Raw genomic sequence first — 22,301 nt, forward strand, 5'->3', positions numbered from 1 at the left:
GGTGTTCAAGCTCCGAGACACCCGGTAAGGTAATCGCATGGAGTCGAGCAACATCCGTCTGGCCGTCATCCCCGGTGACGGGATCGGCACCGAGGTCGTCGCCGAGGGCCTCAAGGTGCTGAACGCCGTGGGCGTCAAGGCCGAGACCAGCGAGTACGACCTCGGAGCGCGACGCTACCACGCGAGCGGGGAGACCCTGCCCGACGCCGTGCTGGACGAGCTGCGCGGCTACGACGCCATCCTCCTCGGCGCGGTCGGCGACCCCAGCGTCCCGCCGGGCGTCCTGGAGCGCGACCTGCTGCTCCGGCTCCGCTTCGAGCTCGACCACTACGTGAACCTCCGCCCGGTCAAGCTCTTCCCCGGCGTGGCCACGCCGCTGGGAGAGGCCGGTCCCGAGGACATCGACATGATCGTGGTCCGCGAGGGCACCGAGGGCCCGTACGCCGGGGCCGGCGGCGTCATGCGCCGCGGCACCCCGCACGAGATCGCCACCCAGGAGTCCCTCAACACGGCGTACGGCGTCGAGCGCGTCGTTCGGTACGCGTTCGAGAAGGCGCTGTCCCGGCCGCGCCGCAAGCTGACCCTGGTCCACAAGACCAACGTGCTGACCTACGCGGGCGACCTGTGGGCCCGCACCGTCGACCGGCTCAGCCTCGAGTTCCCCGAGGTGGAGACCGACTACTGCCACGTCGACGCCGCCTCGATGTTCTTCGTCAACCAGCCGCAGCGCTTCGACGTCATCGTCACCGACAACCTGTTCGGCGACATCCTCACCGACATCGGCGCCGCCGTCGCGGGCGGCATCGGGCTGGCGGCCAGCGGCAACGTCAACCCGGCCCGCACCGCCCCCTCCATGTTCGAGCCCGTCCACGGCAGCGCGCCGGACATCGCGGGCCAGGGCAAGGCCGACCCGACGGCCACGATCCTGTCGGTCGCCATGCTCCTCGACCACCTCGGCCTGACCGAGGCCGCGGGCCGGGTGGAGCAGGCCGTCGCCGACGACCTGCTGGAGCGTCAGACCGCCTGGACGCCGCGGACGACCCGTGAGATCGGCGACGACATCGCCGCCCGAGTAGCCGGCTGATCCGGGCCGCTACTCCCCGATCAACGCGCATGGCGGCCCGGTTCGGGCCGCCATGCGCTTTTTCATACCTTCCAAATGCCCTAGTTTTCCGTTAGCCCCGCCGTCGCACAATGACTATGACGACGTAGAAAGAAGGATCCTCGCCATGACCACCCACCTCAGGTTCGACGTGCAGCTCAATCAGCAGGCCCGCAGCGCGGCCGAGCGGGAGCAGGCCCTGGCGAGCCCCGGCTTCGGGCAGACCTTCACCGACCACATGATCTCCATCGACTGGACCGAGGGCACCGGCTGGCACGACGCCCGGCTCCAGCCGTACGCCCCGCTCCTCCTCGACCCGGCGACCGCCGTCTTCCACTACGCCCAGGAGCTGTTCGAGGGCCTCAAGGCGTACCGGCAGGCGAACGGCTCGATCGTCGCCTTCCGGCCGTACGCGAACGCGGCGCGGTTCAACCAGTCGGCGCTGCGGATGGCCATGCCCGAGCTGCCCGAGGACGCGTTCGTCGAGTCGCTGGAGCTGCTCGTCCAGACCGACAGGGAGTGGGTGCCGACCACCGAGGGGCACAGCCTCTACCTGCGCCCGTTCATGATCGCGACGCAGGTCGCGCTCGGGGTGAACCACCCCTCGCGGACGTACAAGTACATGGTGATCGCCTCGCCCGCCGCGTCGTACTTCACCGGAGGAGTCAAGCCGGTCTCGGTCTGGCTGTCCACCGAGTACACCCGCGCCGCCCCCGGCGGGACCGGCTTCGCCAAGTGCGGCGGCAACTACGCGGCCGCATTCGTCGCCCAGCGCCAGGCCGTCCAGGAGGGCTGCGACCAGGTCGTCTGGCTCGACGCGTTCGAGCACCGCTGGGTCGAGGAGATGGGCGGGATGAACCTGTTCTTCGTCTTCGGCGACCGGCTCGTCACCCCCGCGCTCACCGGCACCCTGCTGCCCGGCATCACCCGCGACTCGATCCTCAGCCTGGCCGGCGAGCTCGGCTACAAGGTCGAGGAGGGCAAGATCTCGATCGAGGAGTGGCAGGCGGGCTGCGAGTCGGGCGAGCTGACCGAGGTGTTCGCCTGCGGCACCGCGGCCGTCGTGACCCCCGTCGGCTCCGTCAAGGGCGTCGACCGCGCCTGGACCGTCGGCGACGGCACCCCCGGTCCCGTCACCAACCGCATCCGGGAGGAGCTCGTCGGCATCCAGTACGGCAACCGCCCCGACACCCACGACTGGATCCACAAGATCTGCTGATCCCGGGTGGGGACCCTTCCGCACCCCGGCCCTCGAAGGAGAGAACGCCGATGACCCGCGACGCCGCGCGGTCACGGGACGAGCGGTCACGGGACGAGCGGTCACGGGACGAGCGGTCACGGGACGAGCGGTCGCGGGACGAGCGGGAACGGCTGCGGGAGACCTTCACGCAGGTGGCCGACCTGTACGACCGTGCCCGTCCCCGGTATCCGGAGCCGCTGTTCGACGACCTCACCGCGCTGACGGAGGCAGGTCCGGGCAGCCGGGTGCTGGAGATCGGGTGCGGGACGGGCCAGGCCACGCGGCCACTGGCCGAGCGCGGCTGCGCCGTGGTCGCGGTCGAGCTGGGCAGCCGGATGGCGTCCGTGGCCCGGCGCAACCTTGCCGCCTTCCCGCTGGTGGAGGTGGTGACGGCCAGCTTCGAGGAGTGGCCGGCGCCGGACGAGCCGTTCGACCTCGTCGTGTGCGCGACCGCATTCCACTGGCTCGACCCGGCCGTGCGGATGGGCCGGTGCGCCGACGCGCTGCGGCCCGGCGGCGCCCTCGCGACCGTGGTCACGCATCACGTGGCGGGCGGCACCGAGGACTTCTTCGCCCGGGTCCAGGACTGCTACGAGCGGTTCGACCCCGCCACGGCGCCCGGGCTGCGCCTGCGGCCCGCCGCCGAGATCCCGTACGACGACGACGGGGAACTGGAGCGCTCGGGCCGGTTCGGCCCGCCCGTCTTCCGCCGGCACGAGTGGGAGCTGTCGTACTCGACCGCCGAGTACCTCGACCTGCTCCTGACGTACTCCGGGCACCGGGCGCTCGACCCGGTCGCGCGCGAGGGACTGCTCGCGTGCATCGCCCGTCTGATCGACACCCGCCACGGCGGCCGCGTCACCAAGCGGTACCTGGCCGAGCTCCGGGTGGCCCGCCGCCTCCCCTGACGCTCACTGCCCGGTCAGCGCCTTCGTGTCGACGGTGAGGTCCCACGGGCTCGGGAGTTCCAGTGGGTCGCCCAATGCCACCTCGACCTCCGTCCGGTACGTGCCGCCGTCCGGTTGGGACAGGAGGCGTGCCGTGGCCGTGAACGTGTCGATGACGAGGAAGAGCGGCACGCCCGCGATCGCACAACTCTCAGGCTTGACCACATGGTCGTCCCGCACGCTGCTCTTCGAGACGACCTCGACCACCAGGAGTGTGCTGGCGCCGTAGACCTCGTCCTCCCCCCACATGCGGCGGTCCTTCGGGACGATCGTGAGGTCGGGGATGTACCGGTCGACCTGCGGCCCCAGGAACAGCTTGATGTTGGTCCACAGGCTCCATCCGCGGCTCGCCACCAGGGCGGCCACCTGCAGGATCAGACGAGATACCACGTCGTTGTGCTCGCCGGTCGGCACCTCCCTCACCACGATCCGGCCGTCGATGACCTCCACCCGCGCATCGGGCAGGAGGTCGCACACCTCCCGATACCGCCGCAGCAGCTCGGCCGATTTGATCTCGGCAGGCGTCTCGTGCCGGTCCAGAACCTTGGCCATGCACTCATCATCTCCTCCGGGGGGCGGTCGTAACGTGATCGGCGCGACACGTAATGTAATCGCAAACCGGCCCGCCCCGGCGGGGGATTCGAAAGTCAGTTCTTCCGGACGAGGGTGAGGCCGTCGGCGACCGGGAGCAGGGCGCCGGTCACCCGGTCGTCGGCGGCGACGAGGTCGTTGAAGGCGCGCATGCCGGGCACGTTGCCGCCGGCGGAGGGGTCGGTGATCTCGCCGTGCTGCAGGGTGTTGTCGACCGCGATGAGGCCGCCGGGGGCCAGCCGTACGAGGACCTCCTCGTAGTAGACCGGGTAGCCGGACTTGTCGGCGTCGATGAAGGCGAAGTCGAACAGCTCCTCGCGGGGGAGGGCGCGGAGGGTGTCCGCCGCCGGGCCGAGGCGAAGCTCGATCTTCCCGGCGACGCCGGCCTTGTCCCAGTAGCGCCGGGCGACCGAGGTCCACTCCTCGCTCACGTCGCAGGCGAGCAGCCGGCCGTCCTCGGGCAGGCCGCGGGCGATGCAGATCGAGGAGTAGCCGGTGAAGGTCCCCACCTCGACCGCGCGGCGGGCGCCGGTCAGCCGGACGAGCATCGTGAGCAGCGTGCCCTGCTCCGGCGCGATCTGCATGCTGAATCGGTCGCCGGCGAGCCGGCGGGTCTCGTCCGCGAGGCTGAGCAGCAGGTCGTCGGGCGGCGTGGTGTGGGCGGCGGCGTACTCGGCGACGGCGGGGGAGATGTAGGAGGCAGCCTTCATGGCCATCACCTTAGGACGGCTGGGGCGGGCGCGCGGGGACGTCCGGTTTCCCGTCCTGGAGCAAGGCCGCTGAGCTGCGGGAACACCCTCGGTCGTCTCGTAGTATGAGATCGACGTGCCAGATGGTGAAGGCGTGTGGCAGACTCCAAGGCACCATGCGCTACGGTCTGCTCATTATCGGCAGGCGCGCCGGCTGAAAAGGACAACGCCGGCGCGCAGACCTCTCACGTCCGTGAGGGGTCTTTTTGTTTGGGCCGGTGAACCGGTGAGCGCGCGCGGCGAGATGACATCCGCGAAGGAGACACGATGGCCGACGACGGCTTCCATGTGTACGACACGACGCTCCGCGACGGGGCGCAGCAGGAGGGGCTGAACCTCACGGTGGCCGACAAGCTGGCCATCGCGCGTCACCTGGACGGCCTCGGCGTCGGCTTCATCGAGGGCGGATGGCCGGGCGCCAACCCCAAGGACACGGAGTTCTTCAGGCGGGCACAGACCGAGCTCGACCTGAAGCACGCGCAACTCGCCGCGTTCGGCGCGACCCGCCGGGCCGGTGTGAAGGCCGCCGACGACCCATTGGTGGCCGCCCTGCGCGACTCCGGCGCGCCGATCGTGACCCTTGTGGCCAAGAGCCACGACCGGCACGTGGAGCTGGCCCTCCGCACGACGCTGGGGGAGAACCTCGCGATGATCCGCGACACCGTCTCCCACCTGAGTGCGGAGGGCCGGCGCGTCTTCCTCGACGCCGAGCACTTCTTCGACGGCTACGCGTCCAACCCGGCGTACGCGCTGGAGGTCGTGCGCACGGCGGCCGAGGCCGGGGCGTCGGTGATCGCGCTGTGCGACACCAACGGGGGCATGCTCCCCGACGAACTGGCCGACGTCGTCCACGAGGCCGTCTCCACGGGCGCGCGGGTCGGCATCCACTGCCACGACGACACCGGCTGCGCGGTGGCCAACACCCTCGCGGCCGTCGCGGCCGGGGCCACGCACGTCCAGGGCTGCGCCAACGGGTACGGCGAGCGGTCGGGCAACGCCAACCTGTTCACGGTGGTGGCCAATCTCCAGCTCAAGCGGGGGTTCGACCTGGTCCCGCCGCAGTCGCTGCGGGACATGACCCGCATCGCGCACGCCATCACCGAGGTCACCAACGTCACGCCGAACTCCCACCAGCCGTACGTCGGGACCTCCGCCTTCGCGCACAAGGCCGGCCTGCACGCCTCGGCGATCAAGGTGGACCCGAACCTCTACCAGCACATCGACCCGGCCGAGGTCGGCAACGACATGCGCATGCTGGTCTCCGACATGGCGGGCCGGGCGTCGGTCGAGCTCAAGGGCCGCGAACTGGGCTACGAGCTGACCGCCGAGCAGTCGCGCGCGCTCGTCGACCGGGTCAAGGAGCTGGAGTCCCGCGGCCACACCTTCGAGGCGGCCGACGCGTCGTTCGAGCTCCTGCTGCGCGGCACGGTCAGCGGGCAGCCCACGCGCTACTTCACCGTCGAGTCCTGGCGGGTGATCGTCGAGCGCCGCCCGGGCGGGGACGTCGTCAGCGAGGCGACCGTGAAGCTGCACGCCAAGGGGGAGCGGATCGTCGCCACGGGCGAGGGGAACGGCCCGGTCAACGCCCTCGACAAGGCCGTGCGGCTCGCGCTGGAGAAGCTCTACCCCGAGCTCGCCGAGGTCGAGCTGATCGACTTCAAGGTCCGCATCCTGGAGGGCGCGCACGGCACCGACGCCGTCACCCGCGTCCTCATCACCTCCAGCGACGCCACCGGCGAGTGGGCCACCGTCGGCGTCGACGAGAACATCATCGAGGCGTCCTGGCACGCCCTGGAGCAGGCCGTCACGTACGGCCTCCTGCGGGCCGGGCACAGCGTCTGATCCGGCAGCCCGGCCGGCTCCGGGCGGGGAGAGGGCCGGCTCCGCCGCGGCAGGCGGGGCCGGCCCTGGTCGTTCTGCCGGTTCCGAACACCCCAGGACGGCCGCAAGTCAGATTTATCGTGAAAAGGCGTGTTGTTGCTGTGACATATGGTGCGAATGCTGCTTAGATAAGCGGAGTCTCCGAGGCGGTGTCCCCACCGTGACCGTCGGTCACGGAGGCCGCCCCGGCGTACCGAGCTCTGGTCGCGACGGAGGGTGACGGCAGGAAGCACACGACCATCACTCATCCCCACCACTCGAGGGCGCCCTGATTCCAGCGTCCCGGGTGCCAGGCTGCGCCCGTTCAGCACGTTCCGCGTCATGACCGTGGTGAGTTCGACAAATCATCGAACACAGTCAACCGGTCTCTCGACGCACGCCCATTTGGAGGCCCTGTGACAACCTCGCTGTCCTACTACGAGCAGGTCGGCGGCGCGCCGGCCGTCCGCACCGTCGTCGACGGTTTCTATGTGCGCGTCCTCGACGACGCCGATCTGAGGCCCTACTTCGCCGGCGTCGACATGCCCAGGCTGAAGCGGCACATGGTGGTGCTGCTGTGCTCCGTCCTCGGCGGCCCCGAGCCGTACGAGGGCCGTGACCTGGCCGAGGCGCACCGCGGCATGGGCATCACCCCGGAGCACTACGCGAAGGTCGGGGAGCACCTGCTGTCCGTCCTGCGGGAGGCCGGGGTGGGCGACGAGATCCTGCAGCACGTGGTGCTGACCCTGAACAAGGTGGAGTCGTCCATCGTCGCCGAGCCCGCAGAGACGGCCGACTGAGTGGACACGCAGGCTCTGAAGGACAGCTGGCACCTGGTCGCCCGGTCCGGCGACCAGGTGCCGCTGTACTTCTACTCGGCACTGTTCCTCGCCAACCCGGAGACGCGGGACCTGTTCCCGGTGTCGATGGCCCGCCAGCGCGACCGGCTCGTCAACGCGCTCGGGCACGTCGTCAGCAACGTCGACCGGGTCGACGAGCTGGTCCCGTTCCTGCAGCAGCTGGGCCGGGACCATCGCAAGTTCGCCGTCGTGGCGGAGCACTACCCGGCGGTCGGCAGGGCGCTGCTCGCCACGCTGGAGCACTTCCTCGCCGACCGGTGGACGCCCGCCCTGGCCCAGGACTGGGCCCAGGCGTACGGCCTGGTGGCGCAGGTGATGGCGGACGCCGCCGACGACGCGGCCAAGACCTCGCCGCCCTGGTGGGAGGGCGAGATCATCAGCCACGAGACGCGCGCCCTGGGCATCGCGGTGATCCGGGCCCGGCTGAACTACCAGTACCCCTACCGTCCGGGCCAGTCGGCCTCGGTGTCGTACTCGATGCGGCCGCGCATCTGGCGGTTCTACTCCTTCGCCAACGCGCCCCGGCAGGACAACACCGTCGATTTCCACGTGCGCATGGTCGACGGCGGGGCGCTGAGCGCCGCCCTGGTCATGGGCGCGCGGCGCGGCGACGTCCTGCGGGTGGGGGCGCCGGTGGGCGACAGGCTGACGATCTCCGCCGACACCCCGGGCGACCTGCTGCTCGTCGCCGGCGGCACGGGCCTCGCGCCGCTGAGGGCGCTGGTGGAGCAGGTGATGTACGAGGGGCCGTCGCGCAGGGTCGACCTCGTCGTGGGCGCCCGTAACTCCCGGGAGCTCTACGACCTCGAGGCGCTGTCCAAGATGGCCGCCGAGCATCCGTGGCTGAATGTCGTCCCGGCCGTCTCCCACGACCCCTTCTACCGCGGAACCCGGGGCAACGCGGTGGACGTCGCACTGCAGGCGTGGCGTGGCCAGCAGGTCTTCGTCTGCGGCTCGGAGGAGATGGTTCAGGGCACCGTTGGGCGGCTGCTGGACGCCGGCGTGCCCCCCGAGCAGGTCCACTTCGACGAGTTCACGAGCGACAGAGGTCGGGAGTCATGACGGCAGAGACGTCCTGGGGAGATCGCCCGCTGCGCGACCGCCAGCCCCTCACCCCGGATCGGGTGCGCAAGCAGGAGTTCTCGCGCACCGCGCTCGGGCGCCGCGGCTACAGCGAGGACGAGGTGCGCTCGTTCCTGTACCGGATCGCGGACGACATGGCGGCCGGCGACAAGGAGAAGGCCGACCTGCGCGCCTACATCGAGCGCATGAGGCAGTGGTACAAGGAGCACGGTCTCAGCCCGGAGCAGGCCGTCCCCCAGCAGCAGGGCCTCAGCGTCGACGCGATCAACATCCTGTCCCGCGCGCAGCAGACCGCCGACGCCCAGATCGCCGAGGCGGAGGACTACGCCCGGCGGATCGTGGGCCAGGCCCGCCAGCAGTACGAGGAGATCCTCCAGGAGGCGCAGCGGCAGGCCGAGGAGGCCGCCAACCAGGCGGTCGGCGCCTACCGCTCGGGCGAGGGCGCGCACAGCGCCGAGGCCGAGGAGCTGGAGCGGCGGATCGCCTACCTGCGGACGTTCGCCGAGGTCACCCAGGTGCAGCTGCGCTCGGTGCTGGAGGGGCTGGCCCAGGAGGTCGGCAAGCTCGGGCACATCCCCGACCAGGGCCGGCAGGTCCTCAACGGCTCCTCGCCGCGCTGAGGACGGCCTACGCCAGGCCTCCCGAGGACGTCGTCCGCAGGGTGACCGGCCCGCCGGGGGCGTGCACGATCACCGTGTGGCCGGAGCACGTCACACGGGGGTCGTCCGTACCCGGGACGACGATCGTGAGCAGGGCCTTCGCCGTGGGCGAGACCACGACGGAGGCGGGCACCCGCTGCAGGTACGCCGGTGAGACCCACCCCTGGTAGGGACTCGTCCGCCCGCGCACGACCTTCTGCCCGCCCGCCGGCCTGCACGACGGCAGCGACAGCTGGACCAGCGAGGCCCGCCACGAGCCGTTGGCGACCACGACCTTGCCCTTGCCGGAGGAGACGACCGTCAGTGCGGGGTCGAGGTGCCACAGGTCGCGCATGGGCCGCTCCGCGGTGTCGAGCACGGCCATCACATCGTCGTGGTGGTTGACCAGCACCGATCGGGTGCGGCGGACGCCGTACGCCCGGTCGGTCAGCGTGAACGACTGCCGGTCCGCGCCGATCGAGCGGTGCGTGAGGGCGGTCGCGGTGCGCGGGCGCAGCTTCACCCCCGCCACGACCGGCACGTTGTGGGCCTCCGGCGACTGCGTCCACCGCCGGTACGGCGTGCCCTCGTAGGAGACGAAGCCCGCCTCGGTGAGGATCGACCGGCCCTGGGCGTAGTAGGTGACGCCCAGATGGTCTTCGTGGCCGTGGAACTTCTGTCCCGGCCCGAAGCGGATCGAGTAGTAGGCCGACTGGGGGTCACCCCAGGCCGTGCGGCCGAAGACGTACCCGGCCTTGAACACCTGGACGGTGGCGTCGGCGTGGGCGAACCCGGCCGGCTGCACGTTGGCGGGCCCGTCGCCGATCGGCACGAGGTAGCCGTTGGGCTGGGTGGCGGCGCTGATGTGCTCGGGCAGCCGCTTCCAGCGGGTGGCCAGGTCGGCCGGGACCGCGAGGCCGCAGTCGCCGATCGTGTCGACGGCCACCCTGAGCCGGTCGTAGACGTACAGGGCGTAGCGCGGGGCCTGCTCCCGCAGCGAGCCCTCGGAGTCGATGTCGAGCTTCGCGGAGCGCGCCATCCGGGTCAGCGCGAGCCGCTGCCAGCTCTTCTGCCGGTAGCGGCAGCCGATCCGCAGCAGGCCGATGTCCTGGTCGAGGCCGTGGTTGTGGCCGGCGTCATAATGCCGCGGGTCGGACAGCATCTTCGCGTGGACGGCCAGGCTGTCCTTCAGCCAGCGGTCGGGAACGTGCCTGCTCAGGCAGACCAGGGCGGGCGCGCGCAGCGCGATCGGGTGCTCCGACCAGGCGTACGGGCTGGTGGTGCGCCCGCCGGGCGGGTTGCGCGCCACCCAGTCTCTGGCGAGCTCGGTCGCCCGGGACAGGTAGTCGTCGCGGCCCGTCGACTCGTAGTCGGCCACCAGGCGGCCCACCCACCGCAGCGACTGGAACATCATCTCCCAGGACCTGTTCTTGTACGGGTCCATGCGCCAGTCGACCTTCTTGCCGATGGACACGGCCGGCAGGTCGAGGAACGACAGCTTGCCGTTCATGATGTCCGGCGACGTGGGGGTGGCCGGCAGCCAGTCGCCCTGGCACTCCGGCGTGCGCAGCACCCCGGAGGCCGCCCGCGCCGGAAGGGGCGCGAGCACGCCGAGGAGCAGGAGGGCCAGCAGGCCGAGGAGGGGGGTGCGGCCGCGCACGCCGGTTCCTTTCGAGCGACCGTGATGTGGAGGCGGGACATGCTGTCCGAATCCCGGTGATCTCGTCAAGTCGCAGGCGTCTCCCTGGCCACGGCCGTGCTCTCCCAGATGCTCGGGCGGGGGAGCGGCAGGCCGGCGTGTCGACCCCGGGACCGGCCGGCAGGTCGCGCAGTCCGGTCTCGGGGAAGGCCGACGCCTTCGCCTTGTCCACCAGGTGCAGTACGGCCGGCCGGCCACCTCGCCGCGCAGCTCCCAGCCGTGCGAGGCCCCGTGCGAACAGCGGGTTCCAGCCGACCGCCGACGCGTTCGGGCCGGGTTCTCTGGCAGCCTGGAGCCCATGTTCCCCGAGACGCCCGCCGCCGCGGCCGCCCTGGCCGTCGCCACCCGCTTCTGCTCGCCCGCCCTGCTCAACCACTCCATCCGCTCGTACCTCTGGGGCGCCATGTACGGCCGGGCGCACGGCATCGCGTTCGACGACGAGCTCTACTACGTGTCCTCGCTGCTCCACGACATCGGGCTGACCGAAGGGTTCGACGGCCACCGGGTGGCGTTCGAGGAGGCGGGCGGCCACGTGGCCTGGGCCTTCGGCGTCGCCGCCGGCTGGCCGCGGGAGCGGGCCGCCCGGGCCGAGGAGATCATCGTGCTGCACATGAGGGACGACCTGTCCCGGGCCGCCGACGCGGAGTCCCACCTGCTGCAGATCGCCACGAGCTGGGACGTCTCCGGGCGGCGGCCGGAGGAGTTCCCGCCGGAGGCGCGGGCCGCGGTGCTGGCCCGCCACCCCCGGCTCGGGTTCGGCGCGGAGTTCCTGGCCGCGTTCGAGGACGAGGCGCGGCGCAAGCCGTCGAGCGCGGCGGCGGAGGCGGTCACCGGCGGCATCGCGTCCCGCATCGCCGCCAACCCCCTCGACGCCGCGTCCTGAGCGCCGGTCCGAGCCCCCGCGCGGTCCGCCCGGACGTACGGCGCGGGGGCCGTGACCGGGACGTCAGCCCTGCTTGGGCGCCGCCGTCTCGACGACCTCGAACGACCACAGCTCCGAGCCGCTCGCGGCGGGACCGCCGTGGCCGTGCCCCTGCCCCTGGCCCGGGCCGTGCGGGTGGCCCTGCCCCTGGCTCTGCCCCTGGCTCTGGGCCTGCGCGGCGGCCTGGGCGTGGCCCGCCTGGAAGGACTGGCTCTCCTGCCAGCGCTGGAAGTCCTCCTCGCTGCGCCAGCGGGTGTACACGAGGTAACGGTCGGTCCCCTCGATGGGTCGCAGGAGCTCGAACCACTCGAACCCGTCGGACGACTCGACCATGCCGGCCCGGTTGGCGAACCGCTTCTCGAGCTGCTCCCGCATCTCCTGGGGCACCGTCAGCACATTGATCTTCACGACCGAAGGCACTTGGACTCCCGTACGAAATCGATCCCCACGTGGCCGTGATCGGCCACCACGACCACCTTACGAGGGCGCTCCCGCCGGTCCCCGGAGGCGGGCCGTCCGTCGTCCACAGGCACGGGGCGGCGGGCGTGACACCTCGGGGACATGACCTAGGCTCGTCACGTGCGTATCGCGAGGTTCTCCAAGGGCGACGGGGTCGCGTTCGGAGCGGTGGAAGACGGCGGCGAGGTCGTCGCCAGGATCAACGGTCACCCCTTCGGCGGGGTGGAGTTCACCGGTGAGAGGTTCCCGGTGGCCGAGGTCCGCATGCTCGCTCCGATGCTGCCCAGCAAGATCGTGTGCATCGGCAAGAACTACGCCGACCACGCGCGGGAGATGGGCGGCGAGCCGCCGGAGGAGCCCACCCTCTTCCTCAAGCCGAGCACATCCGTGATCGGGCCGGGCGAGCCGATCGCCTACCCGGAGAAGCTGTCGAGCCGGGTCGACTTCGAGGGAGAGCTCGCCGTCGTCATCGGGCGGCTGTGCCGCGACGTGCCGGTTGAGCGTGCCCACGACGTGATCTTCGGCTACACCTGCGCCAACGACGTCACCGCCCGCGACCTGCAGAAGAAGGACGGGCAGTGGACCCGGGCCAAGGGCTTCGACACCTTCTGCCCGCTAGGCCCGTGGATCGAGACGTCGGTCGACCCGTCCGACCTCGCGATCACCACCGCGCTGAACGGCGACCTCCGGCAGAGCGCGCGCACGTCCCTGCTCCTGCACGACGTCCCGGCGCTCGTCGCGTACGTCACCTCGGTCATGACCCTGCTGCCGGGCGACGTCATCCTGACGGGCACGCCGGCGGGGGTCGGCCCGATGGCCGTCGGCGACGAGGTCAGCGTCGGCATCGAAGGAATCGGAACTCTCACTAACCGGGTGATCTCACGTGACTAGGGTGCGCTTCGCCCCCTCGCCCACCGGCATGTTCCACGTCGGCGGCGCCCGTTCGGCGCTGTTCAACTGGGCGATCGCCGAGCAGTCCGGCGGCACGTTCGTGCTGCGCATCGAGGACACGGACGCGGCCCGCAACCGTCCCGAGTGGACCGAGGGGATCATCTCGGCCCTCGCCTGGATCGGGATCAACGGCGACTCGCCCCACTTCGAGGGGCCCTACTTCCAGTCCGCCTACGAGCAGCAGCACCGCGAGGCGGCGGCCAGGCTGCTCAAGGACGGCAAGGCCTACCACTGCACCTGCACCCGTGAGGACGTCAAGGCGCGGACCGGCTCCGAGCACCAGGGCTACGACGGCCACTGCCGCGACCTCGGCCTCGCCGAGGGCGCCGTGCGCTTCCGGACGCCGGACGAGGGCGTGACGGTCGTGGACGACAAGGTCCGGGGCCGGGTGGAGTTCCCCAACTCCGCCATGGAGGACTTCGTCATCGTGCGCGGCGACGGCTCGCCGCTGTTCATCCTGGCGAACGTGGTCGACGACATGGAGATGCGGATCGGCCACGTCGTCCGGGCCGAGGAGCACCTGTCGAACACGCCGAAGCAGCAGCTGCTGTGGGAGGCGCTCGGCGCCCGGCCCCCGGTCTGGGCCCACGTTCCGGTGATCGTCAACGAGAAGCGCCAGAAGCTGTCCAAGCGGCGCGACAAGGTGGCCCTGGAGTCCTACCGCGAGGAGGGCTACCTCGCGGAGGCGATGGTCAACTACCTCATGCTCCTCGGCTGGGGGCCCGGCGACGACCGGGAGATCCTGCCCTGGTCGGAGATGATGCCGCTGTTCCGCCTGGAGGACGTCAACCAGGCCCCCGCGTTCTTCGACGAGAAGAAGCTGCGGGCGTTCAACGGGGAGTACATCCGGGCGCTGCCCCTGGACGTGTTCGTCTCGCGGTGCGAGCCGTGGCTCGACCCGTCCTGGGACCGGCAGGTGTTCGCCCGCGTCGCCGAGCTCGTGCAGACCCGGGTCGCCGTGCTGTCGGAGGTCACGGCCGCCGTCGACTTCCTCTTCCTCGACGAGCCGGTGTTCGACCAGGCCTCCTGGGACAAGGCGATGAAGCAGAGCGCCGCCGAGATCCTCACGGGCTACGCCGAGCGGCTGGAGTCGGCCGCCTGGGACCCGGAGTCGCTCAAGGAGGCGCTGGAGGAGGTGGGCGCCGCCCACGGGCTCAAGCTCGGCAAGGCCCAGGCGCCCGTCCGCGTCGCGATCACCGGCCGCACCGTCGGCCTGCCGCTCTTCGAGTCGATCGAGGTCCTCGGCCGTGAGCGCGCGCTCGGCCGCGTCCGCACCGCTCTGGAGCGGCTGACGGCCGCCTCCTGACGCCCCGGCCGGCGGCGCGGAGCCCTCTTCAGACCCCCGCGCCGTCCCGGTCCGGCTGTGGAGTCCCTGCGCGAAGGCCCCGCACCGCTCGCGATGCGGGGCCTTCGGCAAGCCCGGCGGCCGCCGGGGGCGTCAACGGGTCACAGGAGGCCGCGGCGGGTCAGCAGAGGCGTGATCTCCGGGTCCCGGCCGCGGAACGCCCGGAAGGCCGTCATCGCGTCCACGCTGCCGCCCCTGGAGAGCAGGTCCCGGCGGAACCTGTCGCCGTTCTCCCGCCGCAGGCCGCCGTTCTCGTTGAACCACTCGACCGTGTCGGCGTCGAGGACCTCGCTCCAGATGTAGGAGTAGTAGCCGGCGCTGTAGCCGCCCGCCCAGATGTGCGCGAAGTAGGTGCTGCGGTAACGCGGGGGCACGGCCGGCAGGTCCACGCCCGCGTCCCTGAGCGCCCGGGCCTCGAACTCCGCCACGTCCTCGCCCTCGTACGCCGTGTGCCACGCCCAGTCGAGCAGGGTGGCCGCCAGGTACTCCACTGTGGCGAACCCCTGGTTGAACTTCTGGGTCTCCAGCATCCGGTCGACGAGGTCCTGCGGCATCGGCTCGCCCGTCTCGTGGTGGCGGGCATAGTTCGCCAGGATCTCCGGATGGGTGGCCCACATCTCGTTCACCTGGGACGGGTACTCGACGAAGTCGCGCGGCACCGCCGTACCGGAGAAGCGCGGGTAGCGGACGTCGGAGAACAGACCGTGGAGCGCGTGGCCGAACTCGTGGAACATCGTGTTGACCTCGTCGAACGTCATGAGCGTCGGCTCGCCCTTGACGATGTTGAGGTTGTTGACCACGACGGGTTTCGTGCCCTCCAGGGCCGACTGCTTGACCAGGCTGTTCATCCACGCGCCACCCCGCTTCGAGGCCCGCGCGTGGAAGTCGCCGATGTACAGCCCGAGCGGGCCGCCGTCCTCGTCGGCGACCTCGAACACCCGCGCCTCCGGGTGGTAGGCGCGCAGGTCGGGCCGCTCGGTGAACGTGACGCCGTACAGGCGGGTGGCCGCGTGGAAGACCCCCTTCTCCAGGACGGTGTTCAGCTCGAAGTACGGCCGCATCTGCGCGCTGTCGATGTCGTACCGCGCCCTGCGCACCTTCTCCGCGTAGAACGACCAGTCCCACGGCTGGACGGCGTGCCCGGCGACCTCCTCCAGGTCGGCCTGCTCCTTGCGGGCGTTGGCGACGGCCGGCGGGACCAGCCGGTCGAGCATCTCGGTGACGGCCGCGGTCGTGCCGGCCGTCTGGTCGGCCAGGACGTACTCGGCGTGGCTTCCGTAGCCCAGCAGCCGCGCCCGCTCGCGGCGCAGCCCCGCCATCTCCTTGATCAGCTCGGCGTTGTCCGCGCCGCGCCCGGCCGACGCCTCGTGGACGCGCCGCCGCAGCGACCGGTTCGCCAGCTCCGCGAGGGACGGCTGGCCGGTCGGCAGCACCAGCGTGATCAGGTACCTGCCGTCCAGTCCGCGCTCCCTGGCCGTCTCGGCCAGCCCGTTGACGGCGTCCTCCGACAGGCCCTCCAGCTCGGCCGCGTCGTCCACCACGACGGCCCGGGCGTTCGTGTCGGCCAGGAGGTTCTGCTGGAACGTCGTCCCGAGCGTGGACAGCCGCTCGTTGATGGCCCTGAGGCGCTCCTGGTCGTCCGGGCCGAGCTCCGCCCCCGCCCGCACGAAGTCGGTCAGGTAGCGCTCCAGCAGCCACCGCTGCTCGTCGTCTGCCGGCTCCACCGCCCTGATGCGCGCGAACAGCCGGGGGTTGAGGTGGATGGCGTCGGCGTGCTGGGTCAGCTTGGGCGTCACGTCCTTCTGGATGGCCTGGATGCCCGGGGTGGTGTCGGACGACGCCTTGTTGAAGAACACCGCGGACACTCGGTCGAGCAGCCGTCCCGACCTCTCCAGCGCCTCGATCGTGTTCTCGAACGTCGGCGGCGCCGGGTCGTCCGCTATCGCCTCGATCTCCGCGAGGTGCTCGGCCATGCCCTGCTCGAACGCCGGCCCGTAGTGCTCCTCCTCGATCTCCTCGAACGGGGGCAGCTGGTACGGCAGCGTGCTCGGACTGAGGAAGGGGTTCGCGGCCGAGATCATCTCTCGCGGCTCCTCACGTGGTGCTGGACGGGGTGCTGGCGTTCGCCCCCAGCCTTACACAGGGACGTCGTCAGACGAGATCGTGGGGCACGCGGTCTATCGTTTTGGTGGTGGGTGCCAAGCTGGGCTATCCTTTCGGAGTCGCAAGCGGGGCCGACGGGCCTCGCGAGCAGATGGGGTATGGGGTAATTGGCAGCCCGACGGATTCTGGCTCCGTTAGTCTAGGTTCGAGTCCTGGTACCCCAGCTGGATCCCCCCACCAAAGGGATTCTGCTGGATAGAAGAACAGCGCAGTGCACGGTCCCGTCGTCTAGTGGCCTAGGACGCCGCCCTCTCAAGGCGGTAACGGCGGTTCGAATCCGCTCGGGACTACCACACTGCGCATGGCTCCGTCGTCTAGTGGCCTAGGACGCCGCCCTCTCAAGGCGGTAGCGCCGGTTCGAATCCGGTCGGGGCTACACCTCACGAAGAACCCTCGGCACTCACTGTGCCGGGGGTTCTCGCCGTTACGGGACGCCGCGCCCTGTTCATGGCCCGCTGCGCGGGTGCGAATCCGGTCGGGGCTACACCTCACGAAGAACCCTCGGCACCTCACTGTGCCGGGGGTTCTCGCATTTCACGACCCCCGCTTGAGGGATCGCGGGTTGGCCCGGCGCAGACTCGGAAGAGGGCGCCGAGCCGATCGGAGGACCGCCATGGCGCGGCAGACCATCGCGGACCAGTTCGTCGACATCCTCGCCCAGGCCGGCGTACGGCGGATCTACGGAATCGTCGGCGACAGCCTGAACCCGATCACCGACGCCGTGCGCAGGAGCCCGGACGTCACGTGGGTCCAGGTCCGCCACGAGGAGACGGCCGCCTTCGCCGCGGGGGCCGAGGCCCAGATCACCGGGCGCCTGGCGGCCTGCGCGGGAAGCTGCGGCCCGGGGAACGTGCACCTCGTCAACGGCCTGTACGACGCGCACCGCAGCATGGCGCCGGTCCTGGCGCTCGCGGCGCACATCCCCAGCAGTGAGATCGGGACCGGGTACTTCCAGGAGACCCACCCGGACCGGCTGTTCGCCGAATGCAGCCACTACTCCGAGCTGATCTCCCACCCCTCGCAGATGCCGCGGGTCCTGCAGACGGCCATCCAGCACGCGGTCGGCAGGTCCGGGGTGTCCGTGGTCAGCCTGCCGGGGGACGTCGCCGGCCGGGAGGCGCCGGAGCGCGCGGCCGAGCTGGCCCTGGTCACCCGCAGGCCGGCGATCCGTCCCGGCGAGGACGAGATCGCGGCGCTGGCGCGGATGGTCGACGCGGCCCAGCGGGTGACGCTTTTCTGCGGCAGCGGCACGGCGGGCGCGCACGACGAGGTGATGGAGCTCGCCGGGCGGATCAAGTCGCCCGTCGGCCACGCCCTGCGCGGCAAGGAGTGGATCCAGTACGACAACCCGTTCGACGTCGGCATGTCCGGCCTCCTCGGCTACGGCGCCGCGTACGACGCCATGCACGAGGCGGATCTGCTGATCCTGCTCGGCACCGACTTCCCGTACCGTCCGTTCCTCCCGGACGACGTGCGGACAGTGCAGGTGGACGTCCGGCCCGAGCACCTGGGACGGCGGTCGAAGCTGGACCTCGCGGTCTGGGGCGACGTCCGCGAGACGCTGCGGGCCATCATCCCGCGGGTGCGCGAGAAGACCGACCGGCGGTTCCTCGACCGGATGCTGAAGCGGCACGCCGACGCGCTCGAGGGCGTCGTGGCGGCCTACACCCGCGACGTGGAGCGGCACGTCCCGATCCACCCCGAGTACGTCGCCTCGGTCCTCGACGAGGAGGCCGCCGACGACGCGGTGTTCACGGTGGACACCGGGATGTGCAACGTGTGGGCGGCGCGCTATCTGACGCCGAACGGCCGGCGGCGGGTGATCGGCTCGTTCAGCCACGGCTCGATGGCCAACGCCCTGCCGCAGGCCCTGGGCGTGCAGCTCGCCCAGCCGGGCCGTCAGGTGGTCTCGGTGTCGGGCGACGGCGGGTTCTCCATGCTGATGGGCGACTTCCTCTCCCTGGTCCAGCACCGGCTGCCCGTGAAGGTGGTGGTCTTCGACAACTCCTCGCTCGGCATGGTCGACCTGGAGATGATGGTCGCCGGGCTGCCCCCGTACGGCACCTCGTACCCGCACACCGACTACGCCGCCATCGCCCGGGCCGCGGGGGCGTTCGGTGTCCGCGTGGAGAACCCGAAGGAGGTCGCGGACGGGCTGCGGGAGGCGTTCCGGCACGACGGGCCGGCCCTCGTCGACGTGGTGACGGACCCGAACGCCCTGTCGATCCCCCCACACATCACGGGGGAGCAGCTGACCGGCTTCGCGCTGTCGGCCAGCAAGATCATCGTCTCCGGCGGCGTCGGCCGGATGGTCCAGCTGGCCCGGGCCAACCTCCGCAACATCCCCCGCCCGTGATCCGCCCGCCCGGGCTCACGCCTGGGGGTCGCCCTCGTCGCAGGCGACGGCGAGCATGCCCTCGATGTCGGCCAGGTCGCCGGTGAGATCGCAGACGGAGGCCCTGCCGTGCACCGACAGGCACATGGTCACCGTCCGCTCGCCACGGGCCTCCTCGGGCCGCTCCAGCGACATCTCGCTCACCGTGAACCCCCGGCTGCCGCACAGGTCGAGCGCGTGCCGCAGGACCCCGCGTCCGTCCAGGTACGTCAGCCGCAGCCGGGACGGCGCGAACCGGGAACGGGGGAGCCGGGCGACCAGCGGGGTCAGCCCGAACATCACCAGGAAGTGCACCCCCGTGGCCAGGACGGCCAGCATCCAGAGCCCGGCGCCCGCCGCCATGCCGACGCCGGCCGTCAGCCAGACCGCGGCGGCGGTCGTGAGGCCCTTCACCGCGTCGCGGCGGACGAAGATCAGTCCGCCGCCGATGAAGCCGATCCCGGAGACGATCTGGGCGGCCACCCGTGAGGGGTCGAACGACGCGCCGTCGCCCAGCACGTCCGCGAAGCCGTACTTGGAGACCAGCATGAACAGCGCCGCCCCGAGCCCGACGAGGATGTGGGTCCGCAGTCCCGCGCTCTTCTGGCGGATCTCCCGTTCGAGGCCGATGGCGGCCGACAGCACCAGAGCGACGGCGAGGTCACCGGCTTGCGCCCATCCCTGGCCGGCGCCCGCTCCGAGCGACGCCAGCACCATGAAGCCAGGGTAATCTCCCGACTCCGGATGAGCCTGTGGAGATGCGGGGCATCCGGACGTCGTCCGCGGCGGAGCGGGGGTTCCGCTACCTCCCCGAGCGGGCCTTGAACAGCGCCCGCTTGGCCGCCTTCCCCACCTGACGGTCGGGGTGGGCGTCGCCGATGGCCTCCAGGAGCTCCTCCAGGTGCGGGTGCGGGATCTTCCAGATCACGTCCAGCAGCCCGATGAGGGTCGGGGCCGGGCCGATGTCGTGCAGGCTGCTGACGAACTCGGGCCGTCCGAGGCCGGCGGAGATCGTCCACATGTCGAGGATGAGCCAGTGGGTGTCGGCCTGGGTCGGCTCCGGCGCCTCCTCGACCTCCATCTGCGTCAGATGGGTGGCGGCGTAGGGCCGCAGGGACGGCTCCTTGAGGGCCTCCAGCCACGCCGGGACGGCGGCCTCCCCGAGCGAGCCCACCAGGCTGGCCGCCTGGACCCGCACGAGGGCGTCCGACTCCTCCTCGGCCGCGGCCTTCAGCAGCTCGGAGGCGGCCTCGGCCGGGTCGCGCAGGGCCAGCCAGGAGGCGAACTCCTCGTCCGCCTCCTCCTCTGACATGTCGGCGCTGAACGACAGCAGGTCGAGGGCCGTCATCGCGTCGATCGCCGGGCGGGCGTCGATCTCGATGTCCTCGTCGTCCAGCATGTGGACGAGGCCCTCCGTGCCGAGCGGGGTGAGCGTGACGTCGTCGCCCTCGACGGTGACCATGCCGTACCCCGTCAGCCACGCCACGACGGGGGCCAGCGGGTCGCCGGCGGCTGACCACGCGTCCGGGCCCAGGTCGTCGTACTCGGCGACGGCCTCGGCCAGCTCCTCCCGCAGCTCGGTGAGCGAGCGGGAGCCGCCGTTCAGCAGCACGCGGACCAGCAGCGCCCGGGTCAGCCCAGACAGGGCCAGCGTCAGGTCGTCGTCGTCGAGCTCGGGATCGCCGTAGTCGATCGAGTGGAGGCCGAGCATCCAGACGTCCAGGACGTCCTCGTCGTCGTCGAACGGCCAGGCGGCGGTGTCGGAGTCGACGCTCACCGTGTCGTTCCCGTCGGGGGCGAGGAACTCCAGGTCGATCGCGAGGTTCCAGAGGTTCCAGATGTTGCCGGCGTCGGGCAGGCCGATCGTGCGGACGGCCTCGTCCACCTCGTCGTCGGTGAGCAGGGTCTGCTCGCCCACCTTGCGGCCGGTGCCGACCCACAGGGCCAGGTCGCGGGCCTGCCGGACGAGGGTGACCTCGCGGGCCGCGGCGGCGAGCTCGGCGTCGGGCCGCAGCCGGATCGTGGGCAGGGCGCCGATCTCGTCGGCGAACGGCTCGAAGTCGCCGAGGCTCTCGTCCTCCTCGTCGCCGTCGAGCTCGTCCTCCTCCTCGTCCCAGTCGCGTTCGGAGATCATGTCCTCCATCGCGTCGACGAAGTCGTCCTCGACGTCGTCGAGCTCCGCGAGCAGGCGGGGGAGCGGGTCCGAGCCGGGCGAGAGCCGGCCGGTGGCCGACAGGAACGTCAGGTACGCCCGGACGGCCTGGACCATGCCGTCGGCGGCGGCGTCCGGGTCCTCGACCACCTGGGGCATGCGCTCCAGCAGGACGCTCCGCAGATCGCCGCGCTTCCACAGCCCGACGTCCTTGCGGGCCTCGAGGCGGTGCCACAGAGCGACCGGCCCTATCAGATCGGGGTCGCTGCCGGGTGCGTTGTCCGGCGCCCAGAGGATGAATTCTTGGAGCAGGGGACGCAGCTCACCGGCGGCTGCCTCGATGCGATCTGTCACTCCGCCAGCCTAGGGCTTTCGGGACACCGTCCTCTAATCAGTTGTCGCGCCGCGTCCGGCCCGCCGCCGCTGCCGGGGCGGTCAGTTGGCCCGCCGCATGGCCTCCGTGATCCTTTCAGCCGCCGCGACGACCGGCGCGGCGTGCATGCGGCCGGGCGTACGGGTGAGCCGCTCGATGGGCCCCGACACCGACACGGCCGCGATGACCTTGCCGCCCGAGCCGCGGATCGGCGCGGACACGCTGGCCACGCCCTGCTCGCGCTCCCCGACGCTGTGCGCCCAGCCCCTGCGGCGGACGCTCGCCAACGTCGCCGCCGTGAACTTGGCGCCGCGCAGGCCGCGGTGGAGCCGGTCGGGCTCCTCCCAGGCCAGCAGGATCTGGGCGGCCGACCCCGCGGTCATGGGCAGGGCCGAGCCGACGGGCACGGTGTCCCGCAGGCCGCTCGCGCGCTCCGCGGCGGCCACGCAGACCCGTTCGTCGCCCTGCCGCCGGTAAAGTTGCGCGCTCTCCCCGGTCATGTCGCGGAGCTGGGTGAGGACGGGCCCGGCGACGGCCAGCAGGCGGTCCTCGCCGGCGGCGGTGGACAACTCCGACAGCCGGGGGCCCAGAATGAAACGGCCCTGCGTGTCGCGGGAGACGATGCGGTGGTGCTCCAGCGCGACCGCCAGCCGGTGCGCCGTCGGCCGGGCCAGACCGGTGGCCTGGACGAGCTGTGCCAGGGAAGCGGGGCCCGCCTCCAGGGCGTTCAGTACGAGAACCGCCTTGTCGAGTACTCCGACCCCGCTAGAGTTGTCCATGCCTCGATACTGCC

The 22,301-nt window shown here is 71.4% G+C and carries 19 protein-coding genes and 3 tRNA genes; 14 read left to right on the forward strand and 8 right to left on the reverse strand.

Annotated features, from left to right (window positions below; translation table 11 throughout):
- Nucleotides 1-37: 37 nt before the first annotated feature.
- The 3 genes from MPTA5024_RS31620 (at nt 38) to MPTA5024_RS31630 (ending at nt 3,250) form a co-directional block, all read left to right on the forward strand.
- The gene (locus MPTA5024_RS31620; protein ID WP_036331288.1) at nt 38-1,084 is read left to right on the forward strand and encodes a 3-isopropylmalate dehydrogenase; all 1,047 of its coding nucleotides are present in this window, start codon (nt 38-40) and stop codon (nt 1,082-1,084) included.
- Between the two features lie 145 nt (nt 1,085-1,229).
- Entirely contained in the window at nt 1,230-2,321 is a 1,092-nt protein-coding gene (locus MPTA5024_RS31625) for a branched-chain amino acid aminotransferase (RefSeq protein WP_036331290.1), read from the forward strand.
- A 50-nt stretch (nt 2,322-2,371) separates the two neighbouring features.
- Nucleotides 2,372-3,250: a class I SAM-dependent methyltransferase gene (locus tag MPTA5024_RS31630; protein WP_084370167.1), complete on the forward strand. Its 879-nt coding sequence runs from the start codon at nt 2,372-2,374 to the stop codon at nt 3,248-3,250.
- 3 nt (nt 3,251-3,253) lie between these two features.
- Here MPTA5024_RS31630 and MPTA5024_RS31635 read toward each other — a convergent pair whose 3' ends face one another.
- Both MPTA5024_RS31635 and MPTA5024_RS31640 read right to left on the reverse strand, forming a co-directional pair.
- Nucleotides 3,254-3,841: a Uma2 family endonuclease gene (locus MPTA5024_RS31635; protein ID WP_051458914.1), complete on the reverse strand. Its 588-nt coding sequence runs from the start codon at nt 3,839-3,841 to the stop codon at nt 3,254-3,256.
- 95 nt (nt 3,842-3,936) lie between these two features.
- Nucleotides 3,937-4,590, reverse strand: a complete 654-nt coding sequence (locus MPTA5024_RS31640) for an O-methyltransferase (RefSeq protein WP_036331291.1) — start codon at nt 4,588-4,590, stop codon at nt 3,937-3,939.
- 306 nt (nt 4,591-4,896) lie between these two features.
- Here MPTA5024_RS31640 and cimA point away from each other — a divergent pair, with 306 nt between their 5' ends.
- The 4 genes from cimA to MPTA5024_RS31660 all read left to right on the forward strand — a co-directional run bounded on the left by cimA (nt 4,897) and on the right by MPTA5024_RS31660 (nt 9,052).
- Complete coding sequence (cimA, locus tag MPTA5024_RS31645) at nt 4,897-6,471, forward strand: citramalate synthase (RefSeq protein WP_051458915.1); 1,575 nt, start codon at nt 4,897-4,899, stop codon at nt 6,469-6,471.
- A 434-nt stretch (nt 6,472-6,905) separates the two neighbouring features.
- Entirely contained in the window at nt 6,906-7,289 is a 384-nt protein-coding gene (locus MPTA5024_RS31650; protein ID WP_036331294.1) for a group I truncated hemoglobin, read from the forward strand.
- Complete coding sequence (locus MPTA5024_RS31655) at nt 7,290-8,411, forward strand: globin domain-containing protein (RefSeq protein ID WP_036331295.1); 1,122 nt, start codon at nt 7,290-7,292, stop codon at nt 8,409-8,411.
- Nucleotides 8,408-9,052, forward strand: coding sequence for a DivIVA domain-containing protein (locus tag MPTA5024_RS31660; RefSeq protein WP_084370168.1), 645 nt, complete (start codon nt 8,408-8,410; stop codon nt 9,050-9,052). The genes MPTA5024_RS31655 and MPTA5024_RS31660 overlap by 4 nt, the downstream gene beginning before the upstream one ends.
- 7 nt (nt 9,053-9,059) lie before the next feature.
- Here MPTA5024_RS31660 and MPTA5024_RS31665 read toward each other — a convergent pair whose 3' ends face one another.
- Nucleotides 9,060-10,730, reverse strand: coding sequence for a heparinase II/III domain-containing protein (locus MPTA5024_RS31665; RefSeq protein WP_036331296.1), 1,671 nt, complete (start codon nt 10,728-10,730; stop codon nt 9,060-9,062).
- Nucleotides 10,731-11,067: 337 nt separating this feature from the next.
- On the opposite strand from MPTA5024_RS31665, the gene MPTA5024_RS31670 reads away from it, so the two are divergent.
- Nucleotides 11,068-11,652 (forward strand): HD domain-containing protein, encoded by a 585-nt coding sequence (locus MPTA5024_RS31670; RefSeq protein ID WP_036331297.1) that lies wholly within the window; start codon nt 11,068-11,070, stop codon nt 11,650-11,652.
- A 63-nt stretch (nt 11,653-11,715) separates the two neighbouring features.
- Here MPTA5024_RS31670 and MPTA5024_RS31675 read toward each other — a convergent pair whose 3' ends face one another.
- Nucleotides 11,716-12,111, reverse strand: a complete 396-nt coding sequence (locus tag MPTA5024_RS31675) for an antibiotic biosynthesis monooxygenase family protein (protein ID WP_036331299.1) — start codon at nt 12,109-12,111, stop codon at nt 11,716-11,718.
- 159 nt (nt 12,112-12,270) lie between these two features.
- On the opposite strand from MPTA5024_RS31675, the gene MPTA5024_RS31680 reads away from it, so the two are divergent.
- Together MPTA5024_RS31680 and gltX are read left to right on the forward strand one after the other, a co-directional pair.
- The gene (locus MPTA5024_RS31680; protein WP_036331300.1) at nt 12,271-13,041 is read left to right on the forward strand and encodes a fumarylacetoacetate hydrolase family protein; all 771 of its coding nucleotides are present in this window, start codon (nt 12,271-12,273) and stop codon (nt 13,039-13,041) included.
- Nucleotides 13,034-14,407, forward strand: a complete 1,374-nt coding sequence (gene gltX, locus MPTA5024_RS31685; RefSeq protein WP_084370170.1) for a glutamate--tRNA ligase — start codon at nt 13,034-13,036, stop codon at nt 14,405-14,407. The genes MPTA5024_RS31680 and gltX overlap by 8 nt, the downstream gene beginning before the upstream one ends.
- A 140-nt stretch (nt 14,408-14,547) precedes the next feature.
- Here the strand turns inward: gltX and MPTA5024_RS31690 are convergent, their stop codons facing one another.
- On the reverse strand, nt 14,548-16,527 hold the full coding sequence (locus MPTA5024_RS31690; protein WP_036331302.1) for a M3 family metallopeptidase: 1,980 nt from the start codon (nt 16,525-16,527) through the stop codon (nt 14,548-14,550).
- Nucleotides 16,528-16,701: 174 nt separating this feature from the next.
- Between MPTA5024_RS31690 and MPTA5024_RS31695 the strand changes: the two genes are divergently transcribed.
- The 4 genes from MPTA5024_RS31695 (at nt 16,702) to MPTA5024_RS31710 (ending at nt 18,965) form a co-directional block, all read left to right on the forward strand.
- Nucleotides 16,702-16,773 (forward strand) — tRNA-Gln (locus MPTA5024_RS31695).
- 53 nt (nt 16,774-16,826) lie between these two features.
- Nucleotides 16,827-16,902: transfer RNA gene (locus MPTA5024_RS31700), tRNA-Glu, on the forward strand.
- Nucleotides 16,903-16,912: 10 nt separating this feature from the next.
- Nucleotides 16,913-16,985: transfer RNA gene (locus MPTA5024_RS31705), tRNA-Glu, on the forward strand.
- A 237-nt stretch (nt 16,986-17,222) separates the two neighbouring features.
- On the forward strand, nt 17,223-18,965 hold the full coding sequence (locus MPTA5024_RS31710; protein WP_036331303.1) for a pyruvate dehydrogenase: 1,743 nt from the start codon (nt 17,223-17,225) through the stop codon (nt 18,963-18,965).
- A 15-nt stretch (nt 18,966-18,980) separates the two neighbouring features.
- On the opposite strand, the gene MPTA5024_RS31715 is transcribed toward MPTA5024_RS31710, so the two are convergent.
- From MPTA5024_RS31715 to MPTA5024_RS31725, 3 genes are all read right to left on the reverse strand, one after another.
- Nucleotides 18,981-19,700 carry an MgtC/SapB family protein gene (locus MPTA5024_RS31715; protein ID WP_036331305.1) on the reverse strand — a complete coding sequence of 240 codons (720 nt, stop codon included), beginning with the start codon at nt 19,698-19,700 and terminating at the stop codon, nt 18,981-18,983.
- An 85-nt stretch (nt 19,701-19,785) separates the two neighbouring features.
- Nucleotides 19,786-21,489: a hypothetical protein gene (locus MPTA5024_RS31720; RefSeq protein WP_036331307.1), complete on the reverse strand. Its 1,704-nt coding sequence runs from the start codon at nt 21,487-21,489 to the stop codon at nt 19,786-19,788.
- 81 nt (nt 21,490-21,570) lie between these two features.
- Nucleotides 21,571-22,287 (reverse strand): IclR family transcriptional regulator, encoded by a 717-nt coding sequence (locus tag MPTA5024_RS31725; RefSeq protein WP_036331308.1) that lies wholly within the window; start codon nt 22,285-22,287, stop codon nt 21,571-21,573.
- Nucleotides 22,288-22,301 lie beyond the last annotated feature (14 nt).

This window comes from Microbispora sp. ATCC PTA-5024 (assembly GCF_000511135.2).
Lineage (GTDB): Bacteria > Actinomycetota > Actinomycetes > Streptosporangiales > Streptosporangiaceae > Microbispora > Microbispora corallina.